General features: G+C 68.8%; 19 protein-coding genes and 1 riboswitch. Of the genes, 6 read left to right on the forward strand and 13 right to left on the reverse strand.

Annotation, left to right across the window (positions count from 1 at the left end; all coding sequences use genetic code 11):
• Positions 1 to 21: 21 nt before the first annotated feature.
• The 3 genes from ABB22_RS13195 to hslO form a co-directional block, all read right to left on the reverse strand.
• Positions 22 to 2,859 (reverse strand): TonB-dependent receptor, encoded by a 2,838-nt coding sequence (locus tag ABB22_RS13195; RefSeq protein ID WP_057505267.1) that lies wholly within the window; start codon positions 2,857 to 2,859, stop codon positions 22 to 24.
• A gap of 245 nt (positions 2,860 to 3,104) precedes the next feature.
• The gene (locus ABB22_RS13200; RefSeq protein WP_057505268.1) at positions 3,105 to 3,968 is read right to left on the reverse strand and encodes an XOO1806 family protein; all 864 of its coding nucleotides are present in this window, start codon (positions 3,966 to 3,968) and stop codon (positions 3,105 to 3,107) included.
• A 119-nt stretch (positions 3,969 to 4,087) separates the two neighbouring features.
• Positions 4,088 to 4,981, reverse strand: coding sequence for an Hsp33 family molecular chaperone HslO (gene hslO, locus ABB22_RS13205; RefSeq protein ID WP_055771084.1), 894 nt, complete (start codon positions 4,979 to 4,981; stop codon positions 4,088 to 4,090).
• 74 nt (positions 4,982 to 5,055) lie between these two features.
• Between hslO and mtgA the strand changes: the two genes are divergently transcribed.
• The 3 genes from mtgA to ABB22_RS13220 are packed head-to-tail and all read left to right on the forward strand — an operon-like array spanning position 5,056 to position 7,256.
• Positions 5,056 to 5,787 (forward strand): monofunctional biosynthetic peptidoglycan transglycosylase, encoded by a 732-nt coding sequence (gene mtgA, locus ABB22_RS13210; RefSeq protein WP_055771080.1) that lies wholly within the window; start codon positions 5,056 to 5,058, stop codon positions 5,785 to 5,787.
• 58 nt (positions 5,788 to 5,845) lie between these two features.
• On the forward strand, positions 5,846 to 6,865 hold the full coding sequence (locus tag ABB22_RS13215; RefSeq protein WP_055771078.1) for a glycosyltransferase family 2 protein: 1,020 nt from the start codon (positions 5,846 to 5,848) through the stop codon (positions 6,863 to 6,865).
• Positions 6,825 to 7,256 carry a CBS domain-containing protein gene (locus ABB22_RS13220; protein ID WP_055771075.1) on the forward strand — a complete coding sequence of 144 codons (432 nt, stop codon included), beginning with the start codon at positions 6,825 to 6,827 and terminating at the stop codon, positions 7,254 to 7,256. Before ABB22_RS13215 ends, ABB22_RS13220 begins: the two co-directional genes overlap by 41 nt.
• Positions 7,257 to 7,277: 21 nt before the next feature.
• Here ABB22_RS13220 and ABB22_RS13225 read toward each other — a convergent pair whose 3' ends face one another.
• The 7 genes from ABB22_RS13225 to ABB22_RS13255 all read right to left on the reverse strand — a co-directional run bounded on the left by ABB22_RS13225 (position 7,278) and on the right by ABB22_RS13255 (position 15,639).
• Entirely contained in the window at positions 7,278 to 9,248 is a 1,971-nt protein-coding gene (locus ABB22_RS13225; RefSeq protein ID WP_055771072.1) for an AsmA family protein, read from the reverse strand.
• A gap of 100 nt (positions 9,249 to 9,348) precedes the next feature.
• Positions 9,349 to 10,002 carry a PAQR family membrane homeostasis protein TrhA gene (gene trhA / locus ABB22_RS13230; protein ID WP_055771069.1) on the reverse strand — a complete coding sequence of 218 codons (654 nt, stop codon included), beginning with the start codon at positions 10,000 to 10,002 and terminating at the stop codon, positions 9,349 to 9,351.
• A gap of 339 nt (positions 10,003 to 10,341) precedes the next feature.
• On the reverse strand, positions 10,342 to 11,946 hold the full coding sequence (locus ABB22_RS13235) for a peptide chain release factor 3 (RefSeq protein WP_055771065.1): 1,605 nt from the start codon (positions 11,944 to 11,946) through the stop codon (positions 10,342 to 10,344).
• Positions 11,947 to 12,053: 107 nt separating this feature from the next.
• Positions 12,054 to 13,448 (reverse strand): hypothetical protein, encoded by a 1,395-nt coding sequence (locus ABB22_RS13240; protein WP_055771063.1) that lies wholly within the window; start codon positions 13,446 to 13,448, stop codon positions 12,054 to 12,056.
• Positions 13,445 to 14,359, reverse strand: coding sequence for an ABC transporter ATP-binding protein (locus ABB22_RS13245; protein WP_055771059.1), 915 nt, complete (start codon positions 14,357 to 14,359; stop codon positions 13,445 to 13,447). Before ABB22_RS13245 ends, ABB22_RS13240 begins: the two co-directional genes overlap by 4 nt.
• Complete coding sequence (locus ABB22_RS13250) at positions 14,356 to 14,748, reverse strand: GntR family transcriptional regulator (RefSeq protein ID WP_055771056.1); 393 nt, start codon at positions 14,746 to 14,748, stop codon at positions 14,356 to 14,358. The genes ABB22_RS13245 and ABB22_RS13250 overlap by 4 nt, the downstream gene beginning before the upstream one ends.
• Positions 14,749 to 14,811: 63 nt before the next feature.
• Positions 14,812 to 15,639, reverse strand: a complete 828-nt coding sequence (locus tag ABB22_RS13255; protein WP_082443699.1) for a M23 family metallopeptidase — start codon at positions 15,637 to 15,639, stop codon at positions 14,812 to 14,814.
• A 113-nt stretch (positions 15,640 to 15,752) separates the two neighbouring features.
• A riboswitch (SAM riboswitch) is annotated at positions 15,753 to 15,872 on the forward strand.
• Between the two features lie 72 nt (positions 15,873 to 15,944).
• Between ABB22_RS13255 and metX the strand changes: the two genes are divergently transcribed.
• The 3 genes from metX to ABB22_RS13270 are packed head-to-tail and all read left to right on the forward strand — an operon-like array spanning position 15,945 to position 19,269.
• Positions 15,945 to 16,964, forward strand: a complete 1,020-nt coding sequence (metX, locus tag ABB22_RS13260) for a homoserine O-succinyltransferase MetX (protein ID WP_055771054.1) — start codon at positions 15,945 to 15,947, stop codon at positions 16,962 to 16,964.
• Entirely contained in the window at positions 16,961 to 18,205 is a 1,245-nt protein-coding gene (locus tag ABB22_RS13265) for an O-succinylhomoserine (thiol)-lyase (RefSeq protein ID WP_057505269.1), read from the forward strand. Before metX ends, ABB22_RS13265 begins: the two co-directional genes overlap by 4 nt.
• The gene (locus ABB22_RS13270) at positions 18,202 to 19,269 is read left to right on the forward strand and encodes a homoserine dehydrogenase family protein (RefSeq protein WP_057505270.1); all 1,068 of its coding nucleotides are present in this window, start codon (positions 18,202 to 18,204) and stop codon (positions 19,267 to 19,269) included. The genes ABB22_RS13265 and ABB22_RS13270 overlap by 4 nt, the downstream gene beginning before the upstream one ends.
• A gap of 229 nt (positions 19,270 to 19,498) precedes the next feature.
• On the opposite strand, the gene ABB22_RS13275 is transcribed toward ABB22_RS13270, so the two are convergent.
• The 3 genes from ABB22_RS13275 to ABB22_RS18260 all read right to left on the reverse strand — a co-directional run.
• Positions 19,499 to 20,347, reverse strand: a complete 849-nt coding sequence (locus ABB22_RS13275) for a hypothetical protein (protein WP_057505271.1) — start codon at positions 20,345 to 20,347, stop codon at positions 19,499 to 19,501.
• Positions 20,348 to 20,464: 117 nt separating this feature from the next.
• A complete protein-coding gene (locus ABB22_RS13280) occupies positions 20,465 to 23,488 on the reverse strand; it encodes a ligand-binding sensor domain-containing diguanylate cyclase (RefSeq protein WP_055771042.1) in 3,024 nt (1,007 codons plus the stop codon).
• Between the two features lie 151 nt (positions 23,489 to 23,639).
• A partial coding sequence (locus tag ABB22_RS18260; RefSeq protein ID WP_152984175.1) for an L-serine ammonia-lyase, iron-sulfur-dependent, subunit alpha occupies positions 23,640 to 23,745 on the reverse strand: 106 nt, incomplete at its 5' end.

The raw sequence follows: 23,745 nt of genomic DNA on the forward strand, positions 1-23,745 counted from the left end.
AGACACTGATCAATCAGCCGATCAGAACTTCTGGTTGTACTTCATGTACAGGAAGCGACCGGTGTCGAAGCCGCCGTAGTACGAGAAGTTCGACGCGCCCTGGCTGTACATGATCGGGCCGACGCGGTTGAACACGTTGTTGGCACCGATGGCGATGCGCGCATTCCACGGGGCCTGCCAGGAGACCTGCACGTCGTGGAACGTGACGGCGCCCAGTCGGTTCTGCGGGATGACCTTGCCGGCGTTCGGGCTGTAGTAGTTCGGATCGGTACAGCTGTAGCCGGGAGTACAGTCTTCCTTGGTGCTGGAGTAGTAGCGCACGCCGTAGTTGGCGGCCCAGTCACCCTTGTTCCAGCCCAGGCTCAGGTTGGAACGGATGCGGAAGTAGTCCTCGAAGCCATTGGCCTGGGCGGGCATGGTGCCCTTGTCGTTGGTGCTCTTGATCTCGAACTTGCTGACATAGGTGGTGGCCCACTTGGCGCTGAAATGACCCCATTCGGTATCCAGGCCGTAGGTTGCGTCGAAGTCGAAGCCTTCGGTCAGGTAGTAACCAGCGTTGCGGGTACCGTAGGTCAGATCGCTGACGATGCCGCCCTGCGCCGGGTCACGCTTGAACATGGCGCAACGCGATTCGATCAGGTTGACATAGCAGTCATTCAGGATGGCGTTCGGCGAATCCGAAACGACAGTGTCGTCGATACGGATCTTCCACCAGTCCAGCGCCATGGTCAGGCCCTGCACGAACTTCGGGCAGTACACCAGGCCGACGGTCTTGGAGGTGGAGGTCTCCGGCTTCAGGAACGGGTTGGAGCCCGAGACGAACGGTACCGGGGTCTGGTTGCCATTCGGGCCGGTGATCGGCACGAAGCCCTGCTTCAGCTGGCGGAAGTTCGCGCCGACGTCCTTCAGGCAGCGTGCCGAGTTGGCGGCCTTGCCGTAAAGGACGTCGCAGGGATCCTGGAAGCCGTTAGCGAAGGTCTGCGAACCGCCGCCGTACAGGTTGCCGATGGTCGGAGCGCGGAAGCCTTCGGCGTAGGTGGCACGGACCAGCAGGTCGTCCATCGGACGCCATTTCAGGCCGAACTTGTTGTTGGTGGTGTTGCCGAAGGTGTCGAACTTCGAATAACGCGTCGCCGCGTTGAAGGTCAGCTCCTTGGCGCCCGGCAGGTCGGCCAGGATCGGCGCGTTCAGTTCCAGGTAGCCCTCGTCGACCTTGTACGAACCACGGGTCGGCCCGGAGGCCAGGTTGGTCGAATTGCCGGACTGGGCGATGGCGTCAGGGGTAAAGCCGCCTTCTTCCTTGCGGTGCTCATAGCCCAGCGCGAAGCCCAGGTCGCCTGCCGGCAGGGTGATGATCGAGCCGGCGATGTTGACGAAGTAGTCGTGGGTCTTGGTCTTGCCGATGGCATGCTCTTCCTTGAACAGGAAGTTGCGCACGGCCGGGTCGTCCAGCGAGTTCTGGACTGCGCCAGTGCCGAAGCCGGCAAACGGGTTCCACGGTACGCAGCCGGCGATCACATTGCCCGGCGTTCCGCAGACGATCTTGCCGGTGGTGGGGTCCTTGAACGACGGGCCCACCGCAGCGCGGACGTTCGGAATGTAGAAGTTGCCGTTGTTGATGATGCTGGTGTCGGCTTCATTGAACAGGTAGCCGGCATCCCAGTCGAAATAGCGGTCACCGATTTCGAACGACCCTTCCAGAGCAGCGGTGAAACGCCACGTGGTCTGGTCGGTGGCGGTGGTGCGCGGAATTTCCCAGCCGCGACGACGCCAGTTGATGTCGGTACCCGGACGCGGATTGAAGTAGCTGTTCTTCGACATCTGTGCGCCAGTTGCGCTGGATTGCAGCGGATAACCAGCAATCTGACGGTCCGACGAACGCTTTGTATAGGCCAAGTCGCTGGTGAAGCGGACGTTGTCGTTGATGTCGTAGTTGGTGCTGACAAACAGCGAGCGGCGCTCCAGCGGGGTCAGCAACTGCATCTGGTCGATGGAATTGCTGGTGTCGTCGCCGTTCTGCGGATGGAAATTACCGCTACCGATGGCATTGCTACCACGATTGGGGGCGTACCAGATGACATTACCCTTGGAATCCTTCAGGCCAGAATCGTAGTTGCCCCATTGGCCAACCGGGGTGTTGTTGCCGCCCACATCGCGCGGATCGGTTTCGGCGGTGTACCAACGGTCACGCGCCCACACCGGATCTTCCTTGTGGTATTCGGCACCCATGGTGACCGAGCCACGCTCGCCCGAGAAGCCGACCATGAAGTCGTAGGTCTGCTTCTTGCCATCGCCCTGGCCGTACTGGCCGGTGTAGACGTTGGCTTCGGCGCCATCGAAATTCTTGCGGGTGATGATGTTGATCACGCCTGCCATCGCGTCGGAGCCGTAGATCGCGGAGGCGCCGTCCTTCAGGACTTCAATGCGCTCGACGATGACGGACGGGATGGAGGAGATATCCTGGTAGCCGGCCGGGCTGATGCCAAGGCGCTTGCCATTGACCAGCACCAAGGTGCGCTGGGCGCCCAGGTTGCGCAGGTCGATGTACTGGCCACCAGCTTCCTGGTTGGAGGTAAGCGGCGAGGCGCGGCTGAACGACGGGCTGCCGGCTGCGGAGATGTTCTGCAGGATGTCGGCGACGGAGCTGAAGCCCTGCTGCTCGATCTGGTCGCGGGAAATGGTCAGGACCGGCTGTGCGGTCTCCACGTCGACCTGGCGGATGCGCGAGCCGGTGACTTCGATGCGGTCGAGGTTGGTGGCAGCACCGCTGTTCTGGGCAAAGGCGCTGCCGGTAGTGCCGGCGCCCGCAATCAGGGCCAGTACTACTGCGTCACGCAGCTTGTTGGACTTGCAATACATGGGCTCTCTCTCCAAGTGATCTTGGTAGTTACAAGTGGAATCGCCTGCGCGGTGGGAACGAAACATGCGGTCCCAAAACCGTGAGGCTGATCCGATAGTACTTCCGTCTCTTGTGAAATTAAAGCTTCGTTAATGAATTGCGTGAATTTGGTGAAATTCGGCAAAGAAATTGTTGCGAGTGCAACAAAAACGCCCCCTTGCGGAGGCGTTCGGATGAACTTGGGAGTAGTTCGTTCTCAGGACGCTCAAAGATCCTGCTCGTACCGGACGTAAGGGATCGCGCCCTCGTCATTGCTCTCGTTGCGGGGAGAAAACGGGTTCTTGCCGCGGGTGATGACGTTCTCGGCGCCGACAGTAAGCTGGCCGCTCCAAGGGGTGCGCCAGGTCAGGCCGAGACCGATGCCTTCCCACTTGCCGGCCTGGCCGGGGGCGTCGACGACGCGGCCGATGATGTTGGCGCTGAACGGGCCGTAGCCGCCGCCGAGACTGAGGCTCTTGCTGTCCCATTGGTCGACAAGGGCGGGCGAGGCGTCGCTCAGCGGGACGAGGCGCGCCTTGGCGTAGGTGCCGCCGATGGAGACGAAACCTTCGCGGCCGATGTTCTTCTGGCCGAAAACGGTCAGGTCGTTCTGTTCCATGCGCGCGGCAGGCGCGCGGGTGTTGCCGGACAGCCAGGCCGGCAGCGTGTCGCGGCCGGTGCCGGCACTCAGGCCGATGCGCCCGCCGGGGCGGTTGAAGGCGGTGGTCGCGGACAGGTGGCGGCCGGCGGCGATGTCATCGTCGTCGCCGAGGCTGGCGAGCATGCAGTGGCTGGCCAGCCCGCTGATGCTGCTGCCGCGGCTGCTGTTGCACAGCAGGCCGAGCGAGTCGCCTGACGACAGCCCGAAGGCGGCGTCGAGGGAATTGCGGCCGAAGTGCCAGCGCGCGCCGGCCATCTGTTCGCCGGTTGGCTCCAGGTACAACAGGGCCTCTACCTTGCCGCTGCCCTTGTTCCAGACCGGCAGCACGGTGCTGTCCGGGGTGGCACGCGGCTTGCCCTGCGCATGCGCGCCCGTAGCCACCCCGAGGGCGATCAGCAAGGCTAGCGGCAGGCGCAGGAGGGTGTTCATGGACTCAATCAGACAGGGCCAAGGCCGGGGAGTTCCCGGCGCGTGAGGTTCTGATCGTATGTCGTTTATGTTTTCTTAACAAGACTCCGTCCTCCCCGGAACGCAGCTCGTCGGTGCCGTTACTGCAGCCGCTCTGGAGCGGCCTGGCTGGCTGGTGTGAAATCGAACAATACGCCGAATTCGGTCAAAGGGAAGTGATATTCGCGTCCGCAGAACTCGCAGCGCACCTCCACCTGGCCGGTGTCGACCGCGGCGGCGCGGGCCTCTTCCTCGCCGAGCGACTGCAGCATGCCGACCACCCGCTCCCGCGAGCAGGAGCAGCCGAAACGCAGTTGCTTGTCGCCCATGGTCTCGGGGTGTTCCTCATGGAACAGGCGGTGCAGCAGCTCCTGGCCGTTTGCCGCCAGCAGTTCGTCCCGTCCCAGCGTGTCGAACAGGGCGCCGGCGCGGACCCAGCCGTCGTCGTCGCCCTGGTCGCCGGGGAGCTTCTGCAGCAGGAGGCCGGCAGCGTGTTCGCCGTCGGCGGCCAGCAGCAGGCGCGTGGGCAACTGCTCGGAATGGCGGAAATAGTCCTCGAACGCCTCGTCCAGGCTGCTGCCCTGCAGGGCTACCAGGCTCTGGTAGCGCTGCGGTTCGCGCGGGTCCAGGCCCGGGTTTTCGATGGTGATGGCCAGCAGGGCGCCTTCGCCGAGCTGGGACAGGTCGGCCGGGGCGTCCTGGCCTTCCTCGACCTGGGCGATGCCGCGCAGGGTGCCGGCGGAAGTGCATTCGGCGAACAGGGTGCGCAGGGGCGAGCTGCTGCGCAGCTGGACCGACAGCCGCCCGTCGATCTTGATGTGGCCGGTGAACAGGGCCGAGGCGACGCAGGCCTCGCCCAGCAGGCGCATGGCCGAAGGCCGGTAGCCGCCGTGGGACAGGATTTCGCGCCAGCTGTCGGTGAGCCGGACATGGACGCCGCGCACGCCGGCCTCGGGCAGGAGGAAGCGGACAAGGAGGTCGGACGTTTCGGTCATGGGAATCTGCACGTATGGGGACGCCGGTGCCGGATAATGCACCGATGTCGGGATTCATGGAGTCAGGCAGTCACATGGGGACGGAGCAGGACAAGCGCAAGATGCGGCCGCGACGCAGGTGGCGGCGTTGGCTGTGGATCACTCCCTGTGCGCTGGCGGTGTTCAGCATCGTGCAGGTGGCGGTGCTGCGGTTCGTCGATCCGCCGTTTTCCACGGTGATGGCGCTGCGCCAGGTCGAAGCCTGGGGACAGGGCGACTGGGGGTTCCGCATCCATTACCAGTGGCGCGACCTGGACGCGATGGCGGCCAGCGTGCCGATCTCGCTTGTGGCTGCGGAGGACCAGCGCTTCCCGCTGCACAACGGCTTCGACCTGGACGCGATCGAGAAGGCGATGGACCACAACGCCCGCGGCAAGCGCCTGCGCGGCGGCAGCACGATCAGCCAGCAGGTCGCCAAGAACCTGTTCCTGTGGCAGGGCCGCAGCTGGCTGCGCAAGGGGCTGGAAGCCTGGTATACGGTGCTGATCGAAGCACTCTGGCCGAAGCAGCGGATCCTGGAGATGTACGCCAACGTCGCCGAGTTCGGCGATGGCGTCTACGGCGTGCAGGCCGCGTCGCAGCGGTTCTGGCGCAAGGATGCGGCGCGGTTGTCGGCGGGCGAGAGCGCGCGTCTTGCCGCGGTGCTGCCGTCGCCGCGCCGCTACAGCGCGACCAATCCCGGCCCGTTCGTGCAGCGCCGCGCCGACTGGATCCAGCGCCAGGCGCGGCAGCTCGGCGGTTCCGGCTATGCCGTGGGCGATGATTGAAACCGCCGTGCGCGCGAAGCGCGTCGGGCCCGGGCCCCATCTTCCGTAGAATGCGCGCATGACACACCGCGACCGGCTGACCATCGTGATCGCCGCCTGCAACGAGCAGGACGCCCTGCCGTTGCTGCATCCGCGCGTCCGCGCCGAACTGGAGCGGCTGCCCGACATCGACGGCCGCGTGCTCTACGTGGACGACGGCAGCACCGATGCGACCTGGCCGCTGCTGCAGCAACTGGCGGATGTCGATCCGCGGGTGGCGGCCCTGCGCCTGTCGCGCAACTTCGGCAAGGAGGCCGCGCTTACCGCGGGGCTGGACCTGGTGGACGAAGGCGCTGCGCTGATCCTGGACGCGGACGGGCAGGATCCGCCGGAGCTGATCCCGCAGTTCGTCGCGCTGTGGCGGCAAGGCCATGACGACGTGTATGGCACGCGCCTGGCGCGCGATGGCGAAGGGTGGTTGAAGCGGGCCACCGCCGCGGCGTTCTACCGGTTGATCGGGCGCTTGTCGAAGACGCCGATCCCGGCCGACACCGGCGATTTCCGCCTGCTGTCGCCGCGCGCGCTGGCGGCGCTGCGGCAGCTGCGCGAGCGGCAGCGTTTCATGAAGGGGCTGTTCGGCTGGGTCGGTTTCCGCCGGGTGGCACTGCCGTATCACCGTGCGCCGCGCATAGCCGGGCGCAGCAAGTTCGGTTTCTGGAAGCTGTGGAACTTCGCGCTGGAAGGCATCACCAGTTTTTCCACCGCGCCGCTGCGCGTTGCGACATACTTGGGATTGCTGACCGCGGCTTCGTCGTTCGGTTTTGGCGCCTGGGTGGTGGGCAAGGCGGCGCTGTATGGCGACCGCGTCGCGGGTTGGCCGACGATGATGGCGGTGATCCTGTTCCTGGGCGGCGTGCAGCTGATCGCGCTGGGCCTGATCGGCGAGTACCTGGGCCGCCTGTACATGGAGGCCAAGCAGCGGCCGCTGTACCTGGTTGACACCTGGCGGCCGGCGGACGTGGCACTATCGGACGCATCCGCCAGCAAGGGAGAACGCCATGCAGACCGTTCGTCAGTTGCTCGGGACCAAGTCCCCTGATATCCACGCGGTAGCGCCGCAGAGCGCTGTGATCGATGCGATCCGCCTGATGGCCGAGAAGGGCATCGGCGCGGTGCTGGTGATGGACGGCGCGCGCCTGGCAGGCATCCTTTCCGAGCGCGACTACGCGCGCAAGATCGTGCTGCGCGACCGCTCCTCGCGCGATACGCCGGTGGCCTCGATCATGACCGCCGAACTGGTCACGGTGACGCCCGCGGCGACGGTGGAGGACTGCCTGCAACTGGTGACCGACCGCCGCATCCGCCACCTGCCGGTGGTGGAAGGTGGCGTCGTGCTGGGGGTGATTTCCATCGGCGACCTGGTCAAGGCGGTGATCGAGCAGCAGCGGCAGGAACTGGGGCAGTTGCAGCAGTACATCGTCGGTGGCTGACGCCATGGCGTGCCGGCGGCGTTACTTCGCGTAACGGCCGCCGCAGTCCGCATCCTTGCCGGGCCCGGTTTCGATCAGGGCCAGCAGCGCGGCCGGCGGCGCGATGCTGCCGAGCGTCAGCGCGACGGCGCCGCGCAGGCCCAGCGCCTTGAAGTCGGGGCGGAACGAGGGGTTCTTGAAGCTGCCGTCGATATGCAGCGGCGAGCGCAGCGCGAGAATGCTGACATCCTTCGGGCGCGGCCGCAGCAGCAGGTCCAGCCGCTCGTGCTTGAGGTCGATGCTGCCCTCGCCGACGATCAGGGTGTCGGTGGTGTCGAAGGCCAGCGCGTCCGCCTGCATCCGCCCGTCCTTCACTTCGAAGTCGGCGAAGGCGCAGCGCAGTGGAATCTGGCGGTCGCCGGTGAACAGGAACTTCAGCGATTCGGCCACGTCCAGGCCGGCCAGCTCCATCAGCAGGTTGCCGATGTGCCCGCGGCCCATGCCGATGGCCACGTTGCCGTCGCTGCTGCCGAGCATGGCGGCGACCGAGTTGCCGTTCCCGGTCAGGCGCAGCTGGCCGCCGATGCCGCCGGACGCCTGTTTGACCAGGCGCGCGTCGGGAAACAGCTGGCCGAGCTGCACGCCGCGCACGCTGGCCTCGAGCGCGGTGGTGATGCGCGGTTGCCGCGCGTCCATGCGGATGGTGCTGCGGATGTTGCCGCCGGCGACGCCGAAGTTCAGCGGTTCCAGCCGCAGCAGGCCGGCGTCGAGCAGCAGGTGGGCGTCCATGTCGTCCAGCGGCAGCGATGGAGAATTGATGCGGTGGGCCTTCCAGCGCACGTCCGCGTCCATCGCGCGCAGTTTTTCCAGGTTGTAGGGCGTGTCGGGCAATACCGTGGATCTGGCCGCCAGCGCCGCGGCCCTGACCTTCTGCCCGGGATTGGCGGTCTCGCCGGCACCGGTTTTCGGTGGGGCGCCGACGAAGCCGGCGAGGTCGTCGAAGTCCAGCCGGCGCGAAACCAGGTCGGCGGCCAGGCGCGGGCGTTCGCCGGCCACGTCGATCTGCGCGTTGCCGGCGAGATCGCTGTCGCCCACCTGTCCGCTGAATTTTTCGTAGCGCCAGACGTCATGCTCGCGCTTGAGCCGGCCGTCGAGGCGATAGGGCGGCGACGACGGCATGGCGATGCCGACCAGCGGATACAGGTCTTCCAGATCCTTGCCGCTGAGGCGAAGCCGCAGATCGAAGACCTGCAACCGGAACGGGTTGGTCAGCGTGCCGCTGGCGATGGCGTGGGTGGCGCCGGCCTGGCCGTCCAGGTGGAGGCGGAAGGGATGGTCGCTGTCGGCCAGTTCCAGCGGCGATTCGGTGCCGCCGCGCACGCTGAACGACGCGCCGCGCCAGTGGCCCTTTCCTTCCAGCAGCAGCGGCGGCGCGGCGCTGGCCTGCTTCGATGTGCCGCTGCGGACCGCGAGCTGGATGTCGGTGCGGCCGGCCTCGTCGAGGAACTGCAGCCTGCCATCGTCCACGCGCAGCCGCTTGAGCTGCAGCGACTGGCCGCCGCCACTGCCGAGGAAGGACCAGTTGCCGGGTTCGCCGCGCCGGGGCGAAGTCTGCAGCAACACGTCGGGACGGGTAAGGCGCACTTCCGGCAGCTGCACGCTGCCGCGCAACAGCGGCCACAGGCGCAGGTCGATCTCGATGCGGTCGGCGTGGGCCATGTCCGGTCGCTGCGCCCACCCGGCATTGGCGAAGCTGACGCGGTCGGCGCGGAGGGTGCTGGTACTGCCCAGGTCGACGTCGAGATGGCCGATGTGCAGGGCGCGGCCGGTGCGCGCCTGCACCATGCGCTCCAGTGGGCCCTTGAACCAGTTCCAGTCCCACAGCAGCAACAGCACCACGATGGCCGCGAACAGCAGGGCGATCGCGGCCAGCCAGCGCTGGCCGTGCTTGCCGGGGCGGCTGAAACGCCAGCGCGACGCGCGCGGCGAGGCGGGTGCAGGCGGAGTATTCACGCGGCCATGGTTGCCGCGGCATCGTGCACGCGGCGCGAAGCGCTCATTCGCGCCGCGTGCAGGTTCCGTTGCCGCGGCGTGCGCGGTGCCGCCGTGCAGGCTAGAGGATCTGCGCGGTCACCGAGACGAAGTGGCAGACACTGCCGCCGATCACGAACAGGTGCCAGATGGCGTGCGAATAGCGCACCGATTCGCGGTGATAGAAGTAGGTGCCCAGGGTGTAGGAGACGCCGCCGGCCAGCAGCCAGCCCAGGGTGAAGCCGTCGAGCGAATTCCACATCGGCTCGATGGCGACGATCACCAGCCAGCCCATCGCGATGTAGATGGCGGTGGAAAGCCGCTTGAAGCGCCCGGTATAGAACAGCTTGAACACCACCCCGCCCAGCGCCAGCGTCCAGATCGCCGCGAACAGGCCCCAGCCCCATGGGCCGCGCAGGCCGATCAGGGTGAACGGCGTATAGGTGCCGGCGATCAGCACGTAGATCGCGCAGTGGTCGAATATCTTCAGCCTGCCCTTGGCCACCGGATGCTGGATGGCGTGGTACAGGGTGGAGGCGGTGTAGAGCAGCAGCAGGGCGATGCCGAAGACGATGGCGCTGGCCAGTTGCCAACCATCGCCATAGATCGCTGCCAGGGTGATCAGCACCGCGCTGGCGCCCAGCGCGGTGACCGCGCCCAGGCCATGGGTCAGGGCGCTGGCGATTTCCTCGCGGATGTCGGCGACGTGATGCGGCAGGGGGGCGACGGTAGGCATGGCGGCAAGTTACCGCAATGCAGCACGGGACGCATCCGTACGCCTGCTGGCGATCCAGGATGGTCCGGCGGGCTCCTTTCTCCGGAAGGCAGTGCAGGCATTGCCAGGCCGCGCGGCGAAGCTGCCTGTGGGGCCCCGGGAGACGCCGAATGCGACGCCACGCCAGGACGGGCCAGGGCGTGGGTAGAGCCTGGCGGTACCTGGTAGCAGGAAGCTTTGCCTGTCGCCTTCCGCGGTGCCCGTCCCGCGCCCGCGGGCCTCGCGCAGGGGGCGCCCGGAGGTGGCGGAGCGACGGCAGGGAAGCCCCCCTCTCACCCGGGGGGAGAGGGGCCGGGGCGATTACTCGACCGAGATGGTGTGCGCGGCCTCGCGCGTGGCCGCGAAGCGCACGTCCGGCGCGCGCTCCTGCGCCAGCTGCAGGTTGACCCGGGTCGGCGCGAGATAGACCAGTTGCCCGGCCGCGTCCACGGCGAGGTTGCTGGCGTTCTTCTCGCGGAACTCCTCCAGCTTCTTCGCGTTGTCGCAATGCACCCAGCGGGCGGTGACCACGCCGACCGGCTCGAAGATGGCTTCCACGCCGTACTCGTCCTTCAGGCGATAGGCGGCCACGTCGAACTGCAGCACGCCCACCGCGCCCAGGATCAGGTCGTTGCTCATGATCGGGCGGAAGAACTGGGTGGCGCCCTCCTCGGACAGCTGCGCCAGGCCCTTCTGCAGCTGCTTGAGCTTGAGCGGGTCCTTCAGCCGCGCGCGGCGGAACAGTTCCGGGGCGAAGTTGGGGATGCCGGTGAAGGTGACTGCCTCGCCCTCGGTGAAGGTATCGCCGATGGAAATGGTGCCGTGGTTGTGGATGCCGATCACATCCCCCGGCCAGGCTTCGGCGGCGATCTCGCGGTCGCTGGCCATGAAGGTCAGCGCGTTGGCCAGCTTCATTTCCTTGCCGGTGCGCACGTGGAAGGTCTTCATGCCGGCGCTGAACCTGCCCGAACACACCCGCATGAACGCCACGCGGTCGCGGTGCTGCGGGTCCATGTTGGCCTGGATCTTGAACACGAAGCCGCTGAGCTTGTCTTCCTGCGGGGCGATGTCGCGGCCGGTGGTGGCGCGCGACTGCGGCGCCGGCGCGTGCTCGACGAAGAAGTCCAGCAGCGGCTGCACGCCGAAGTTGTTCACGCCCGAGCCGAAGAAGACCGGGGTCTGCTTGCCGGCCAGGTATTCGTCCAGGTCGAACGGATGGCTGGCGCCCTGCACCAGTTCCAGTTCGTCGCGCAGGTCGGCCAGCATTTTCTCGCCGATGCGCTCGGCCAGGCCGGGCGCGTCCAGCGACGGGAAGATGGTCGAATCCTGGCGGGTGAAATTGCGGCCCGGTTCGTACAGGTGCACTTCGCCGGTCAGTAGGTGCACCACGCCCTTCAGGCGCTGGCCCATGCCGATCGGCCAGGTCACCGGCGCGCACTGGATACCGAGCACCGTTTCCACTTCATCCAGCAGCTCGATCGGGTCCTTGCCCTCGCGGTCGAGCTTGTTGATGAACGTCATGATCGGCGTATCGCGCAGGCGGCACACCTCCATCAGCTTGATGGTGCGCTCCTCCACGCCCTTGGCCACGTCGATCACCATCAGCGCCGAGTCCACCGCGGTGAGCACGCGGTAGGTGTCCTCGCCGAAGTCGGCGTGGCCGGGGGTGTCGAGCAGGTTGACGATCTTGTCCTCGTAGGGGAACTGCATCACCGAGGACGTGACCGAAATGCCGCGCTCCTTCTCCAGCGCCATCCAGTCCGAGGTGGCGTGCTTGCTGGTCTTGCGCGACTTCACCGAGCCGGCCATCTGGATCGCGCCTCCGAACAGCAGCAGCTTTTCGGTCAGCGTGGTCTTGCCGGCGTCAGGGTGGGAGATGATGGCGAAGGTGCGGCGGCGCGCGGCTTCGGAGGCGACTTCGGACATGGCGACAGCACCCGCGACGGGCGCGCATTGGGGAAAGGAAGCCGGCGATTATACCTGCCGGCTCCCTTGCGGTCGGGATGCCCATGGCGCGTCTGGATCGGAAGGCTTCAGTTCGCCAGCCACGGATGCGGCAGTGCGCGCAGGCGGCTCTGCGCCATGCCCGACACGATGGCGCCAACCGCGCAGGCGCCTTGCCACGCCGGCAGCAGCCAGACGGGTGGGCGTGGCCCCAGGCCGGCCAGCATGCTGGCGAAGATCGCCGCGGTCAGCGCGACTGCAAGCGCGCCCAGTATCCAGCGGAACAGCTGGCTGTTCAGGGCCAGCAGGCCGGCGCCCTGCAGCAGGATCAGGCTGCCGAAGCTGCTCCAGAACAGCAGGGAGTAGAAAGGCCTCCCGGCTCCCATCAGCAATCCCGTGGCGGCCATGATGACCAGTGCTGGCAGCATCCGCAGCAGCATCTGCCGCGTCAGCAGCCTGGTCAGCGCCGGTGCGCCCGGGCGGGGCAGGCCCGGCAGCAGCGCCAGTTCGTGCAGGCCCATGCCCGGCAGCCGGAACAGCGTCTGCAGCCGCATCAGCGGCGCCAGCGCCGGGCTGATGGCCAGCAACGGGGCGAAGAACAGGGGGATGTCAGGCCCCTCCTGGTTGCCCTGCGCCAGCAGCAGCCAGAACACCGCCACGGCCAGGATCGGCCCCTGCGAGCCGAGCACGCTCTTGAACGTGCTGCGACCGAAGCCCGGCCCGAGGGCGATGCCCAGCGCCTGTTCCGGCTGCCGGTGCAGGTCGTGGCCGATGGGCGTGTCCTGCGTGAACAACGCCGAGCTGTACTGGGCCTGCTGGGTCCGGGCCGTGGTTGCCTGCACGCCGTTGGCGAAGGCCAGCGCCAGCGGCGTGTGCCAGCCCTGGGCGGGCACACGCCGCCGTGCCATGCGCCACCAGCAGCAGGCGTTGGCGGCGAGCAGGGCGAGCAGGGCCAACGCCAGGCCTTGCGCAAGCGTCGGTTCAAACGTCCACGCGGGCTCGAGCCAGAGCACCAGCCAATAGGGCACATAGCCGAGCGCGATCATTGCGAAAACCAGCCACGGCGGGATGCTGACCCAGAACAGGCCGGCCAGCAGGCCGACGCCGAGGATCGCCAGGTTGAGCGGCAGCGGATGGGTGCCGGACAGGGTCAGCAGGATGGCCGGTGCGACAACCGCCAGCAGCAGGGCGGCTGCCGCGTGGCGCAGGTTCTGGCCGGCGACCCGCGGCAGGCGCAGCTGCGTGGCCTGCACCGAGAGCGCGATCAGCCGGCTGCCGCCGAGCATGGCCCAGAACATCACCAGGACGGCGGCCAGGGCCGAGCCGAGGCCGGCGGCTTTTTCCTCGCCGATGCCCAGCCATGGCAGCGCGACGCCCAACACGCAGGCCAACGCCAGCAGCCCGTTGGTCCAGGTGCCGGCCGCCAACACGGTGCGCAGGGCGGTCGCCGCCGATGACGGGCGGCGTGTGGCGAGGGCGGTCATTCGGCCACCTCGATGAACAGGTCTTCCAGGTTCAACGGATCGGCGTGGATGCCTTCCATCTGCAGCAGATCCTGCCAGCCTTCGCGCCGGCTGACGACCAGGCCCAACGCGCCGTCAGCCAGCGGCTTGCGCGCCAGTTCGCCGGGCAGCCTGGCCGGCAACTGCGCGGCGCCGGCGCCCGGGACGAACAATCGCATGGTCTGGCTCTTCAGTTCGTCCAGTGGCTGGTTCAGCAGGATGCGGCCTTCGTGCAGGAAGGCGACGTGCGAGGCCACGCGCTCGAGGTCGCTGATGATGTGGCTGGAGAACAGCACGGTGGTGCCGTTGTCGATGGCCTGCTCGACGATGTCGCGCAGCAGTTCGCGGCGCGCCACCGGGTCCAGTGCCGAGGCCGGTTCGTCCAGCACCAGCAACGCGGGGCGCGGCGCCAGCGCGCGCACCACCGCCAGCCGTTGCGCCTGGCCGGGCGACAGCTTGCCGATGGCCTGGGCCGGATCCAGGTCCCAACGCTTGAGCAGGGCATCGGCATGAGCGCGCTGCCATTGCGGATAGAGCTGGGCGAGATAGCCCATCAACTGGCCGACCTTCATCCAGCCGAAGGACTGCGGTTGCTGCGGCACGTAGCCCAGGCACTGCTTGCGGGCGTCGTCCAGCGCCAATGCCGGCGCGCCGAACAGCCGCGCCTGCCCGCCCTGCGGACGCAGCAGGCCGAGCAGGCAGCCGATCAGGCTGCTCTTGCCGGCGCCGTTGCGGCCTATCAGGCCCAGTACCTGCCCGCGCGGTAGGTGCAGGTCGACGCCGCGCAGCACCGCATGCCTGCCATAGGACAGGTGCAGGTTGTCCGCGCCCAGCGGCAGGTCGAGGTCGAGATCGGCGGCGATGGCGGAGGCGGGTGCGGCCAGTGCGTTCATGTCGGGTCCTTGTCGAGCAGATGTTGCAACCGCGCGAGCACGCGATCGCTGGGAAGTTCCAGTTCTTGGCAATGGCGGGCGAGCTGCCGGAGCAGCGGTTCGGCCAACTGCATGCGCGAGTTCACGCTGTCGCGGCGGAGGCTGCCGGCGGCCACCGCCATGCCCTTGCCGCGCAGCCGCTCCAGCACGCCTTCGGCCTCCAGCTGGCTGTAAGCGCGGGACACGGTCATCGGATTGATGGCGTGGGCGCTGGCCACTTCGCGCACCGAGGGCAGCAGGTCGCCGGCACGCAGTTGCCCGGCGCTGACCAGCCGGCGCAGTTGCTCGGCGATCTGGCGATAGATCGGCTCGGCATCCTGGGGATTGATGTGCAGCAGTCTTGCGTCCATGTGTATCAATACAACAATACACTTGGTTTTTGTCAAGTGCCTGCGTGGCCAGATGCCGGTGGATCAGGGGACGGAGGCATGCGGGAAGCGCAGCTCTCCCTGCGGTCCGGCCATGCGGAACGGGATCGAGGCCAGCGCCAGCCGGGTGTTGGCCTGTACGGCGAAGTGGAGGTGTGGGCCGGTGCTGTGGCCGGTGTTGCCGGATCGGGCCAGCACCTGTCCGGCCAGGATCGCCTGTCCGGGCCGGGCCGACAGGCTGCCCGATTGCAGATGTGCGTAGAGCGCCATGCTGCCGTCGCCATGCAGTACCCGGACCAGGCAGCCGTCCTCGGGCGAATCGGCCACCACCTGCATCACCGTGCCGGCGCGGGCGGCGAGGATCGGCGTGCCGTCGGGCAAGGGAAAGTCGATGGCGTAGCGGTTCTGCGCGTCGCCATGGCTGCGCGGTCCGCCGATGCCCTGGCTGACGCGGACCGGGACGCCGTCGAACGGCAGTCGGTAAAGATGGGCGTCGGGCCGGGCGGACGGGTCGCCGGGAAAGGCGTCGAGCAGCAGGCGGATGGGGCCGCCATCGTCGGCCAGCCACAGCAGCTGGCGCTGACCGCCGGCTGGCAACAGCACCGGCGCGACCACGTCGGCGCCATCGGCGCCGTTGCGCAGGCGGACCTGTACCGGGCCGGCCAGCAGGTTGCGCACCTGCGCCTCGTGGCCGCCGGCCCGGCGTTGCAGGATCAGACGCGCGAAGCCGGTGTCGTGGCCGATGCCGTTTTCCTGCGCCGCCGGGGTGGAGGCGGCCAGCCCCCAGCCCTGGCGCCAGCGCGGCGCGGGGCCATCGCCGTGGGCGGGCAGGGCGAGTGTCGCGGACAGGAGCAGGAGCGGCAGGCGGCGCATGCGGTGGCGACGGAGGAGGTGGCCGGATTATGCCGGCATGGTTGCAATGGAAACTCCATCGCTCTATCCGAATAAAGAGATTGACAAGGGTCGGGGCGGCTGGCATCGTGTGCCCACCATCGAGACCGGCAGAGGGACAGGCCCTTTGAAGCCGGGGCAACCAGCAGCTGCGCAAGCGTCTGTGTTTGGTGCCAAATCCTGCGGTGACCCCTGTGTCCGCCGAAAGATGGTTCGATCCGTGCATCGCACGGCGAACGCATGAGCTCCGCGAAGCTCGATGGCCGCTCCTTCACCGGAATACCGCCATGAGTTTCGCTACCGCCATCGCCGCCAACGACGTTTCCCCCGCCGCCATCGACGCCGCGCCGTCCGCCGTGCGCGGCGAGGTGACGGTGCGCCTGGCGATGCGCCACGCCGGCGAGCGCGTCCTGCGCCTGCGCTATGAACTGGTCGGCCGCGCCCATGCGCCGGTGGTGCTGGTGGCCGGCGGCATTTCCGCGCACCGCCACATCGCCGCCAACGCGGTGTTCGGCGAGAAGGGCTGGGCCGACGGCCTGGTCGGCAGCGGCCGCGCGCTGGACCCGGCGCGCCGGCGCCTGCTCGGTTTCGATTTCATCGGCGCCGATGGCGACCTGGACGTGCCGATCGACACCGCCGACCAGGCCGATGCCGTCGCCCTGCTGCTGGACGCGCTGGGCATCGACTGCCTGCACGGCTACGTCGGCTATTCCTACGGCGCGCTGGTCGGCCAGCAGCTGGCCATCCGCCACCCGCAGCGGCTGGGCCGGCTGGTCGCGGTCAGCGGCGCGCATCGTCCGCATCCCTATGCCTCGGCCTGGCGCGCGCTGCAGCGGCGCGCGGTCGCACTGGGCCAGCTGCAGTGCGCCGAAACCCACGGGCTGGCGCTGGCGCGGCAGTTCGCCATGCTCAGCTATCGCACCCCGGAAGAATTCGGCGAGCGCTTCGACGCCGCGCCGGAAGTGGTGAACGGCCGCGTGCGCGTGGCCGCCGAGGACTACCTCGACGCCGCCGGCGCGCAGTACGTGGCGCGCACCCGCGTCGACGCCTACCTGCGCCTGTCCGAATCCATCGACCTGCACCGCATCGATCCGGCCGCCGTCGGCGTGCCGACGCTGGTGGTGGCGGTCGAGGGCGACCGCCTGGTGCCGCTGTCCGACCTGGTCTCGCTGGTCGAGGGCCTGGGCACGCGCGGCAGCCTGCGCGTGCTGCGCTCGCCCTATGGCCACGACGCTTTCCTGAAAGAAACCGATCGCATCGACGCGATCCTCGCCAACGCCCTTCGCCTTCCCGGAGAAAACGCATGAGCCTGTCCACCGCTTCCGATGTGTCCTGTTGCCGCGCCACCGCGGCCGTGCGTGCCGGCATCGACCGTGATACCGCCTTTGGCGCGGTGACGCCGCCGATCGTGCTGTCGTCCAATTTCAGCTTCGACGGCTTCGGCAACAAGCGCCAGTACGACTACACCCGCAGCGGCAATCCGACCCGCGACCTGCTGGGCGAGGCGCTGGCCGAACTGGAAGGCGGCGCCGGCGGCGTCATCACCTCCACCGGCATGGGCGCGATCAACCTGGTGCTCAACGCGCTGCTGCAGCCGGGCGACAAGCTGGTGGTGCCGCACGACGCCTACGGCGGCAGCTGGCGCCTGTTCAACGCGCTGGCGACCAAGGGCCATTTCGAGCTGATCACCGCCGACCTGACCGACCCGCGCGCGCTGGCCGATGCGCTGGCGCAGTCGCCGGCGCTGGTGCTGGTGGAAACCCCGTCCAACCCGCTGCTGCGCATCACCGACCTGCGCTTCGTGATCGACGCCGCGCACAAGGCCGGCGCCAGGGTGGTGGTGGACAACACCTTCCTGTCGCCGGCGCTGCAGAATCCGATCGCCTTCGGCGCCGACGTGGTGCTGCACTCGACCACCAAGTACGTCAACGGCCACAGCGACGTGGTCGGTGGCGCGGTGATCGCGCGCGAGGCCGAGGTGCACCAGCAGCTGACGTGGTGGGCCAACGCGCTGGGCCTGACCGGTTCGCCGTTCGACGCCTTCCTGACCCTGCGCGGCCTGCGCACGCTGGACGCGCGCCTGCGCGTGCACCAGGAGAACACCCGCGCCCTGGTCGACCTGCTCGCCACCAGCGACGTGGTGGCCAGGGTCTATTACCCGGGGCTGGAATCGCATCCGGGCCATGCGGTGGCCGCGCGCCAGCAGAAGGGCTTCGGCGCGATGTTGTCCTTCGAGCTGGCGCAGTGCGAAGGCGCCGATCCGCACGCGGCGGTGCGCGCCTTCGTCGAAGGCCTGCGCTATTTCACCCTGGCCGAATCGCTGGGCGGCGTGGAGAGCCTGGTCGCGCACCCGGCCACCATGACCCATGCCGCGATGACCGCCGAAGCGCGCGCCAAGGCCGGCATCAGCGACGGCCTGCTGCGGCTGTCGGTCGGGATCGAGGCCAGCGAGGACCTGGTGGCCGACCTTCAGGCCGGGCTGCTGCGCGCCGCGCGCGTGCTGGCCGACGGCCGCCTCGATGCCCAGCGAAAAACGGTGGATGCATGAGCGCGCAGCTGCGTCCGCAGGCGGCAGCGCAGGCGCGGCTGGTGCTGCTGGGCACCGGCACCGTCGGTTCGGCCTTCGTGGCCCGTTACCAGGCCCTGCTGCAGCGGCAGCTCACGCTGCCGTCGCTGCACGTGGTGGCGAACTCGCGCATCGCGCTGGCCTGCGGCGATACGCCCGAGGCCGTGTTGTCGCGCGCCCGCGACGCGGACCGGCAGGGCGAGGCGCCGGCGCACCATGAGGAAGTCGGGCGCCTGCAGGCGGGCGACATCGTGGTCGATGCCACCGCCAGCGAGGACGTCGCCGCCGAACACGCGCACTGGCTGGCGCGGGGCATCCACGTGGTCACCGCCAACAAGCTGGGCAACGGCACCACGCTGGCGCGCGCGCGCCAGATCGGCGGGATCGTGGCCGCTGGCAATGCGCGCTACGGCGATGCGGCCACGGTCGGCGCGGGCCTGCCGCTGCTGTCCAGCATCCGCGCACTGGTGGCCGGCGGCGACCGCATCCATGCCATCGAAGGCGTGCTGTCCGGTTCGCTGGCGTGGCTGTTCCATCGCTTCGACGGCAGCCAGCCGTTCTCGGCCTGCGTGCGCGAGGCGGCCGCGGCCGGTTACACCGAGCCGGATCCGCGCATCGACCTGTCCGGCGAGGACGTGCGCCGCAAGTTGCTGATCCTTGCGCGCGCCGCCGGCGTGGCGCTGGAAGCGGAGCAGGTGGCGGTCGAATCGCTGGTGCCGCCGGCGCTGGCCGCGTTGCCGGCCGCGCAGGTCGATGCCGCCCTGGCGCAACTGGACGCGCCGCTCGCCGGTCATCTGCTCAGCGCACGCGAACAAGGCCTGTCGCTGTGTTTCGTCGCCCGCCTGGATGGGCACGGCGCCAGCGTCGGCCTGCGCGCGCTGCCGGCGGACCACCCGCTGGCCGGTGGCCGCGGCACCGACAACCGCGTGGCGATCCACAGCGACCGTTACCGCGAACGACCCTTGCTGATCCAGGGTCCGGGAGCGGGTGCCGAAGTCACCGCGGCCGCGCTGCTGGACGACGTGCTGGACATCGCCAATCGTTGAGGACGAAGGTCGGCCGCGCTCGCTTTGACTGCCGACAGGCGGGCAGGTGCTGCCGCGACGTCCTTCGTGGATGCGGGGCCTGCCCCGCAGGTGGACTGCCCGGCGATGTGCCGGTGCAGCGGGCTGGGCCCTGCTGAACCACGAGGGTGCCGGCCCGCATGCAGGTCCCCGCCCGACCCGCGGTCGGGTGCCGCTCATGGGGCCGCGATGACGGGGGCTGGCAGCAGGCTCAATGCCGTGCGGACTTCTCGCTCAGAAAGCGTTCGACCTCGGCGCGGCCCATGCGCGCTCCCTCGCGGTCGACCGCGTTGAAGTCGACGCCGTTGTCCCACAGCTGCGGTGCGGTGAGTACGGCGATGTCCTGCGCGGCGGTACGGGCCTGCAGGTCGAGCAGGCGCTTGTTGAAGCCGGCTGCCTGCAGCCATGCGCTGTAGCTGGAGTCGTGTTCGGTGGCGAACTGGTCCTGGTAGCGGCATTCCTCCCGCGCCGGCGACGGCAGGGCATCGCACTGCGCGTTGCGCTGGTGCAGGCCGATCACGGCGTCGGCCTCCATCTGGCGTTGCGCGGCGGCGGCCCAGAGCGCGACGCAGATGCTGGCGCAATAGCCGCGCACGCGCACGGTGAGGTTGTTGCGGCGGACGATGCGCGCCGCTTCCAGTCCGGAGACGGCATAGCCGCCACCGCTGGTGATGTCGATGCGGCGTACCGAGGGCGTCGCATCCAGCATCGCCTTCAGGTCGTTGGCGAAGTTCCGGCCCACGCCGCCTTCCACGCGCAGCGCATTGCCTTGTTCCTGCAGGATCATGCGGGCTTCGCCGATGTCGGCCAGCGTGGTCGATTTCTCGCCATGGACGAGGTGTGCCTGCGGTCGCGCGACGGGCGCTGCGGCTTCCGGCGTGGCGACGGCTGTCTCCACCGCCGCCGGCTTCCTGCCGATGAACCAGGCGAGCACCAGCAGCACGATCACCGCGGAGACGAGCCGGGGCAGCGTCAGGCCGCCACCGCCGCGCGGGGCCGGCGTGGCCGTGCGCGGACGGCGCGGCGGCGCCGGTACGTCGGGTTGCTGCCCATTCTGCATCCCTGACCCCTAAGCTCGATGGCGATGCGGAATTCTGGTGCGTCGCCGGGAGCCAGTGCAATACGCTGCGGCGTGCGCAACGGAAAGCGGCGGGAGCCCGTCCGTGCGGGCGACGGGCTACGAAGTGGCTTCGCAGCGGATTTCGCCTTCGATGCCGAACATCTCCAGCAGGCCGTTTTCCACCAGCCACCAAGGGTCGCCGGCAAGCGCGGACAGATCGTCGGGCAACTGCGCGCCCGGTACCGGCTGGTAGGCGATCCAGCCGTTGCGCCCGGAGGTCTTGGCCCGGTACAGCGCACGGTCGGCGAGGGTGACCAGTTGCTCCCAGCCGAGCAGGCGCGGATGGCTGGGGAACAGCGGGCATTCGATCAGGCCGACCGAAGCGGTGAGGCGATGCCGCTGGCCGTTGCCCAGGTCGAAACTGTGTTCGGCGATGCGGGTGCACAGGCGCTGGCCCAGCCGCGCCAGGCTGCCGCGCGGCAGCGGGCGGAACACCAGCAGGAATTCCTCGCCGCCCCAGCGCGCCACGTAGTCGCCGCTGCGCTTGAGTTCGCCGAGCAGCTGGCCGATCTGCTCCAGCACCCGGTCGCCGGCGGCGTGGCCGTGGGTGTCGTTGACCGATTTGAAATGGTCCACGTCGAGCAGGGCGAACACCACCGCCTCGCTGCCATCCCGGTAACCGTCATCGCGCTCGTAGAACGACAGGTCGGTGGGAATCTGCTGGGACAGGTAGCGCCGGTTGTGCAGGCCGGTGAGCGGGTCGGTGAAGCTGATCGCCTTCAGCTGAGCGTTGGCGGCCTGCAGGTCGCGGGTGCGCTCCTGGACCAGCCGTTCCAGCTGCGCGCGCTGGCGGGCGTAGCGGTGCTGCAGCCCGAGGTAACCCAGCCAGATCAGTCCGGCCAGCCCGAGCACGGCCAGCAGGCGGAAGGCGAGGGTCTCATGCAGGCGCCGCGGGATCTCCACGGCGACATGGGCGGCGTTGCGCAATGGCTCGGGGTGGCTGAAATCGGCGACTTCGAAGGTGTAGTAGCCGGGCGGCAGGCTGGCGTAGCTGGCATTGCGCATCGCCGGGTTGTCCAGCTCGTGCCAGTCCTTCTCGTAGCCGGCCAGGCGGTAGCGCAGCTGCGGGGTATGCATCGGCTGGAAGTCGGGCAGGCTGAATTCGAAGCGCAGGTCGCGGGCGTCGAGCGGCAGCTTGAGCGTGCCCTGGCCGGCCGCCAGGCGGCGGCCCTGGACCTGTACGTCGTCGATCCTGATCCTGCGCGGGGTGCTGTCCGCGGCCGTGCCCACGTCCACCAGCAGCGCGCCATCGCGGGTGGGCAGCCACAGCTGGCCATCGCGCAGCACCCCGCGGCTGTTGCCGGCGCCGTTGCAGCACTTGTCCTGTTGCCCGCCGGCGCGGTCGGCGCCGGAGTTGATGACGATCTGCGCGGCCAGCGGCTGCTGCGGGTCGGCCAGCGCCCGGTCCAGCGACGCCAGCGGCAGGCGATAGACGCCGCGCATGCCGGCGACCCACAGGTCGTTGCCGTTCTCGGCCAGATGGAAGGCGACATTGGCCGGCAGTTCGCGTTCGCGGTCCAGCCAGTGCCAGCGACGGCCATCGTAGAGGCGCAGGCTCTCGCCGTTGCTGGTGCCCAGCACCCAGCGCCCGTCCTCCAGTTCGAGGAAGGCGGTGACCGGCGTGTCGTCGGGCAGTCCACCCAGCCGGCCGGTCGGCAGGATGCGGCCATCGCGCCATTCGTACAGGCCCTGGTAGGTGCCCAGCAGGATGCGGCCGTCGCGGGTTTCGTGGACCAGGCGGATGCGCGGATCGGCCAGTCCGTCGCGTTCGCCATAGCGCGACAGGCGCTTGCCGTCCTCCAGCAGGAACAGCCCGCGGGTGGTGGCGAACCACAGCCTGTCGGCATGGTCGCGGAGGATGCCGTTGATCTGCGCGTCGCGCAGCGGGGCCAGTTCGGGCGGTTCCTCGAGCCGGTCGCCGCGCAGCACGGCGACGCCGGCGCGGGTGCCGATCCAGGTCTGGTCGCGTTCGGGCAGCAGGCTGTAGGCCTCCGGGTGCGGCAGCCGGTTGCCGGTCACGCGGCTGCGGAAACGGCCATCGCGCCAGACGGCGACGCCATCGCTGCTGCCGACCCAGATGCCGCCGTCGGGCGCCGCGGCGATCGACCACAGCAGCGGGTCTTCCAGTCCATCGGCCTGGCTCAGGCGCCGGGCCCAGCCGTTCCAGGCGCGGGTCACGCCCTCGACCATGCTGCCCAGCCACAGGTTGCCGTCGCGGTCTTCGAAGATCGAGCGGACGGCGATGGCGCCGGGCGCGTTGCGGATGCGTTCGGGCGGACGGCCGGCGCGCAGCCGTTCCAGGTATTGCGGCGTGGCGACCCACAGGTTGCCGTCGCGGTCGGCCTGCATCGCCTCCACGGTCAGGGCGTCGCCCAGGTGGCCATCCGCCGCTTGCCAGCTGCCGTTGCGCAGGCGGAACAGGCCGTGGCGGGTACCGGCCCAGAGATCGCCATCGGCCTGCGCCAGCGCGGTGACCGATGCGCCGTTGGCTGCGGCCGGCAGGGGCAGGGCGCGCACCTTGCCGCCGACGATGTGGAATACCCGTCCTTCGCCGCCGGCCCACAGCCCGTCGTCGCGCGCCAGCAGGCTCAGGGCCGGCTCCGGCAGGACATGCACCCGCCGCAGCCGTCCCTCCTGCGGCGCGCAGATGCCTTCCGCGCAACCGACCAGGATGCGGTCGTCGACCTTCAGCAGGGCGCTGGCCGGCGCAGGGCGGTCGGCGACGGTGGGGGCGATGGCGCGGAAGCGTTCGTCCTCCAGCACCAGCAGCCCCTGGGAGGTGCCGATCCACAGCCGGGCGTTGTCGTCGGCGAGCAGGGCCAGGATGTTGTTGCCCAGTTCGGGGGCATCGTGCTGGGTGTAGCGGACGAAGCGCACCCCGTCGAACCGCGCGAGCCCGGTCTGGGTGCCGAACCACAGGTAGCCGGCAGGATCCTGGGCGATGGCCAGCACGCTGATCTGCGGCAGCCCCTGGTCCACGCCCCAGGTGTCGGTGACGTAGTCACGGAAAGGTTTGCCGGCTTCCAGTGCGGCAGCCGGCAGGGAAACCGCCAGCAGGACCAGCAGCCACAGGCGAGCCAACAGTCCGGCGCCGGCTGCCAGCGACCGGCGCGGATGGCGGATGGTGGATGGATTGTCGATCGAGATTCCCCCTGAATCCCGTACTGACGTCAGGTTACATCGAAAACCATAGCGGCCCCGTACGTGCCGACTTGAATCCTGTTTGCCGCATTCAGCATTCGATGACGTTGACGGCCAGCCCACCGCGGCTGGTTTCCTTGTACTTGTCCTGCATGTCGCGGCCGGTGTCGCGCATGGCTCTGATGACCTCTGTCTCA

This window comes from Stenotrophomonas nitritireducens (assembly GCF_001431425.1).
GTDB classification, from domain to species: domain Bacteria; phylum Pseudomonadota; class Gammaproteobacteria; order Xanthomonadales; family Xanthomonadaceae; genus Stenotrophomonas; species Stenotrophomonas nitritireducens.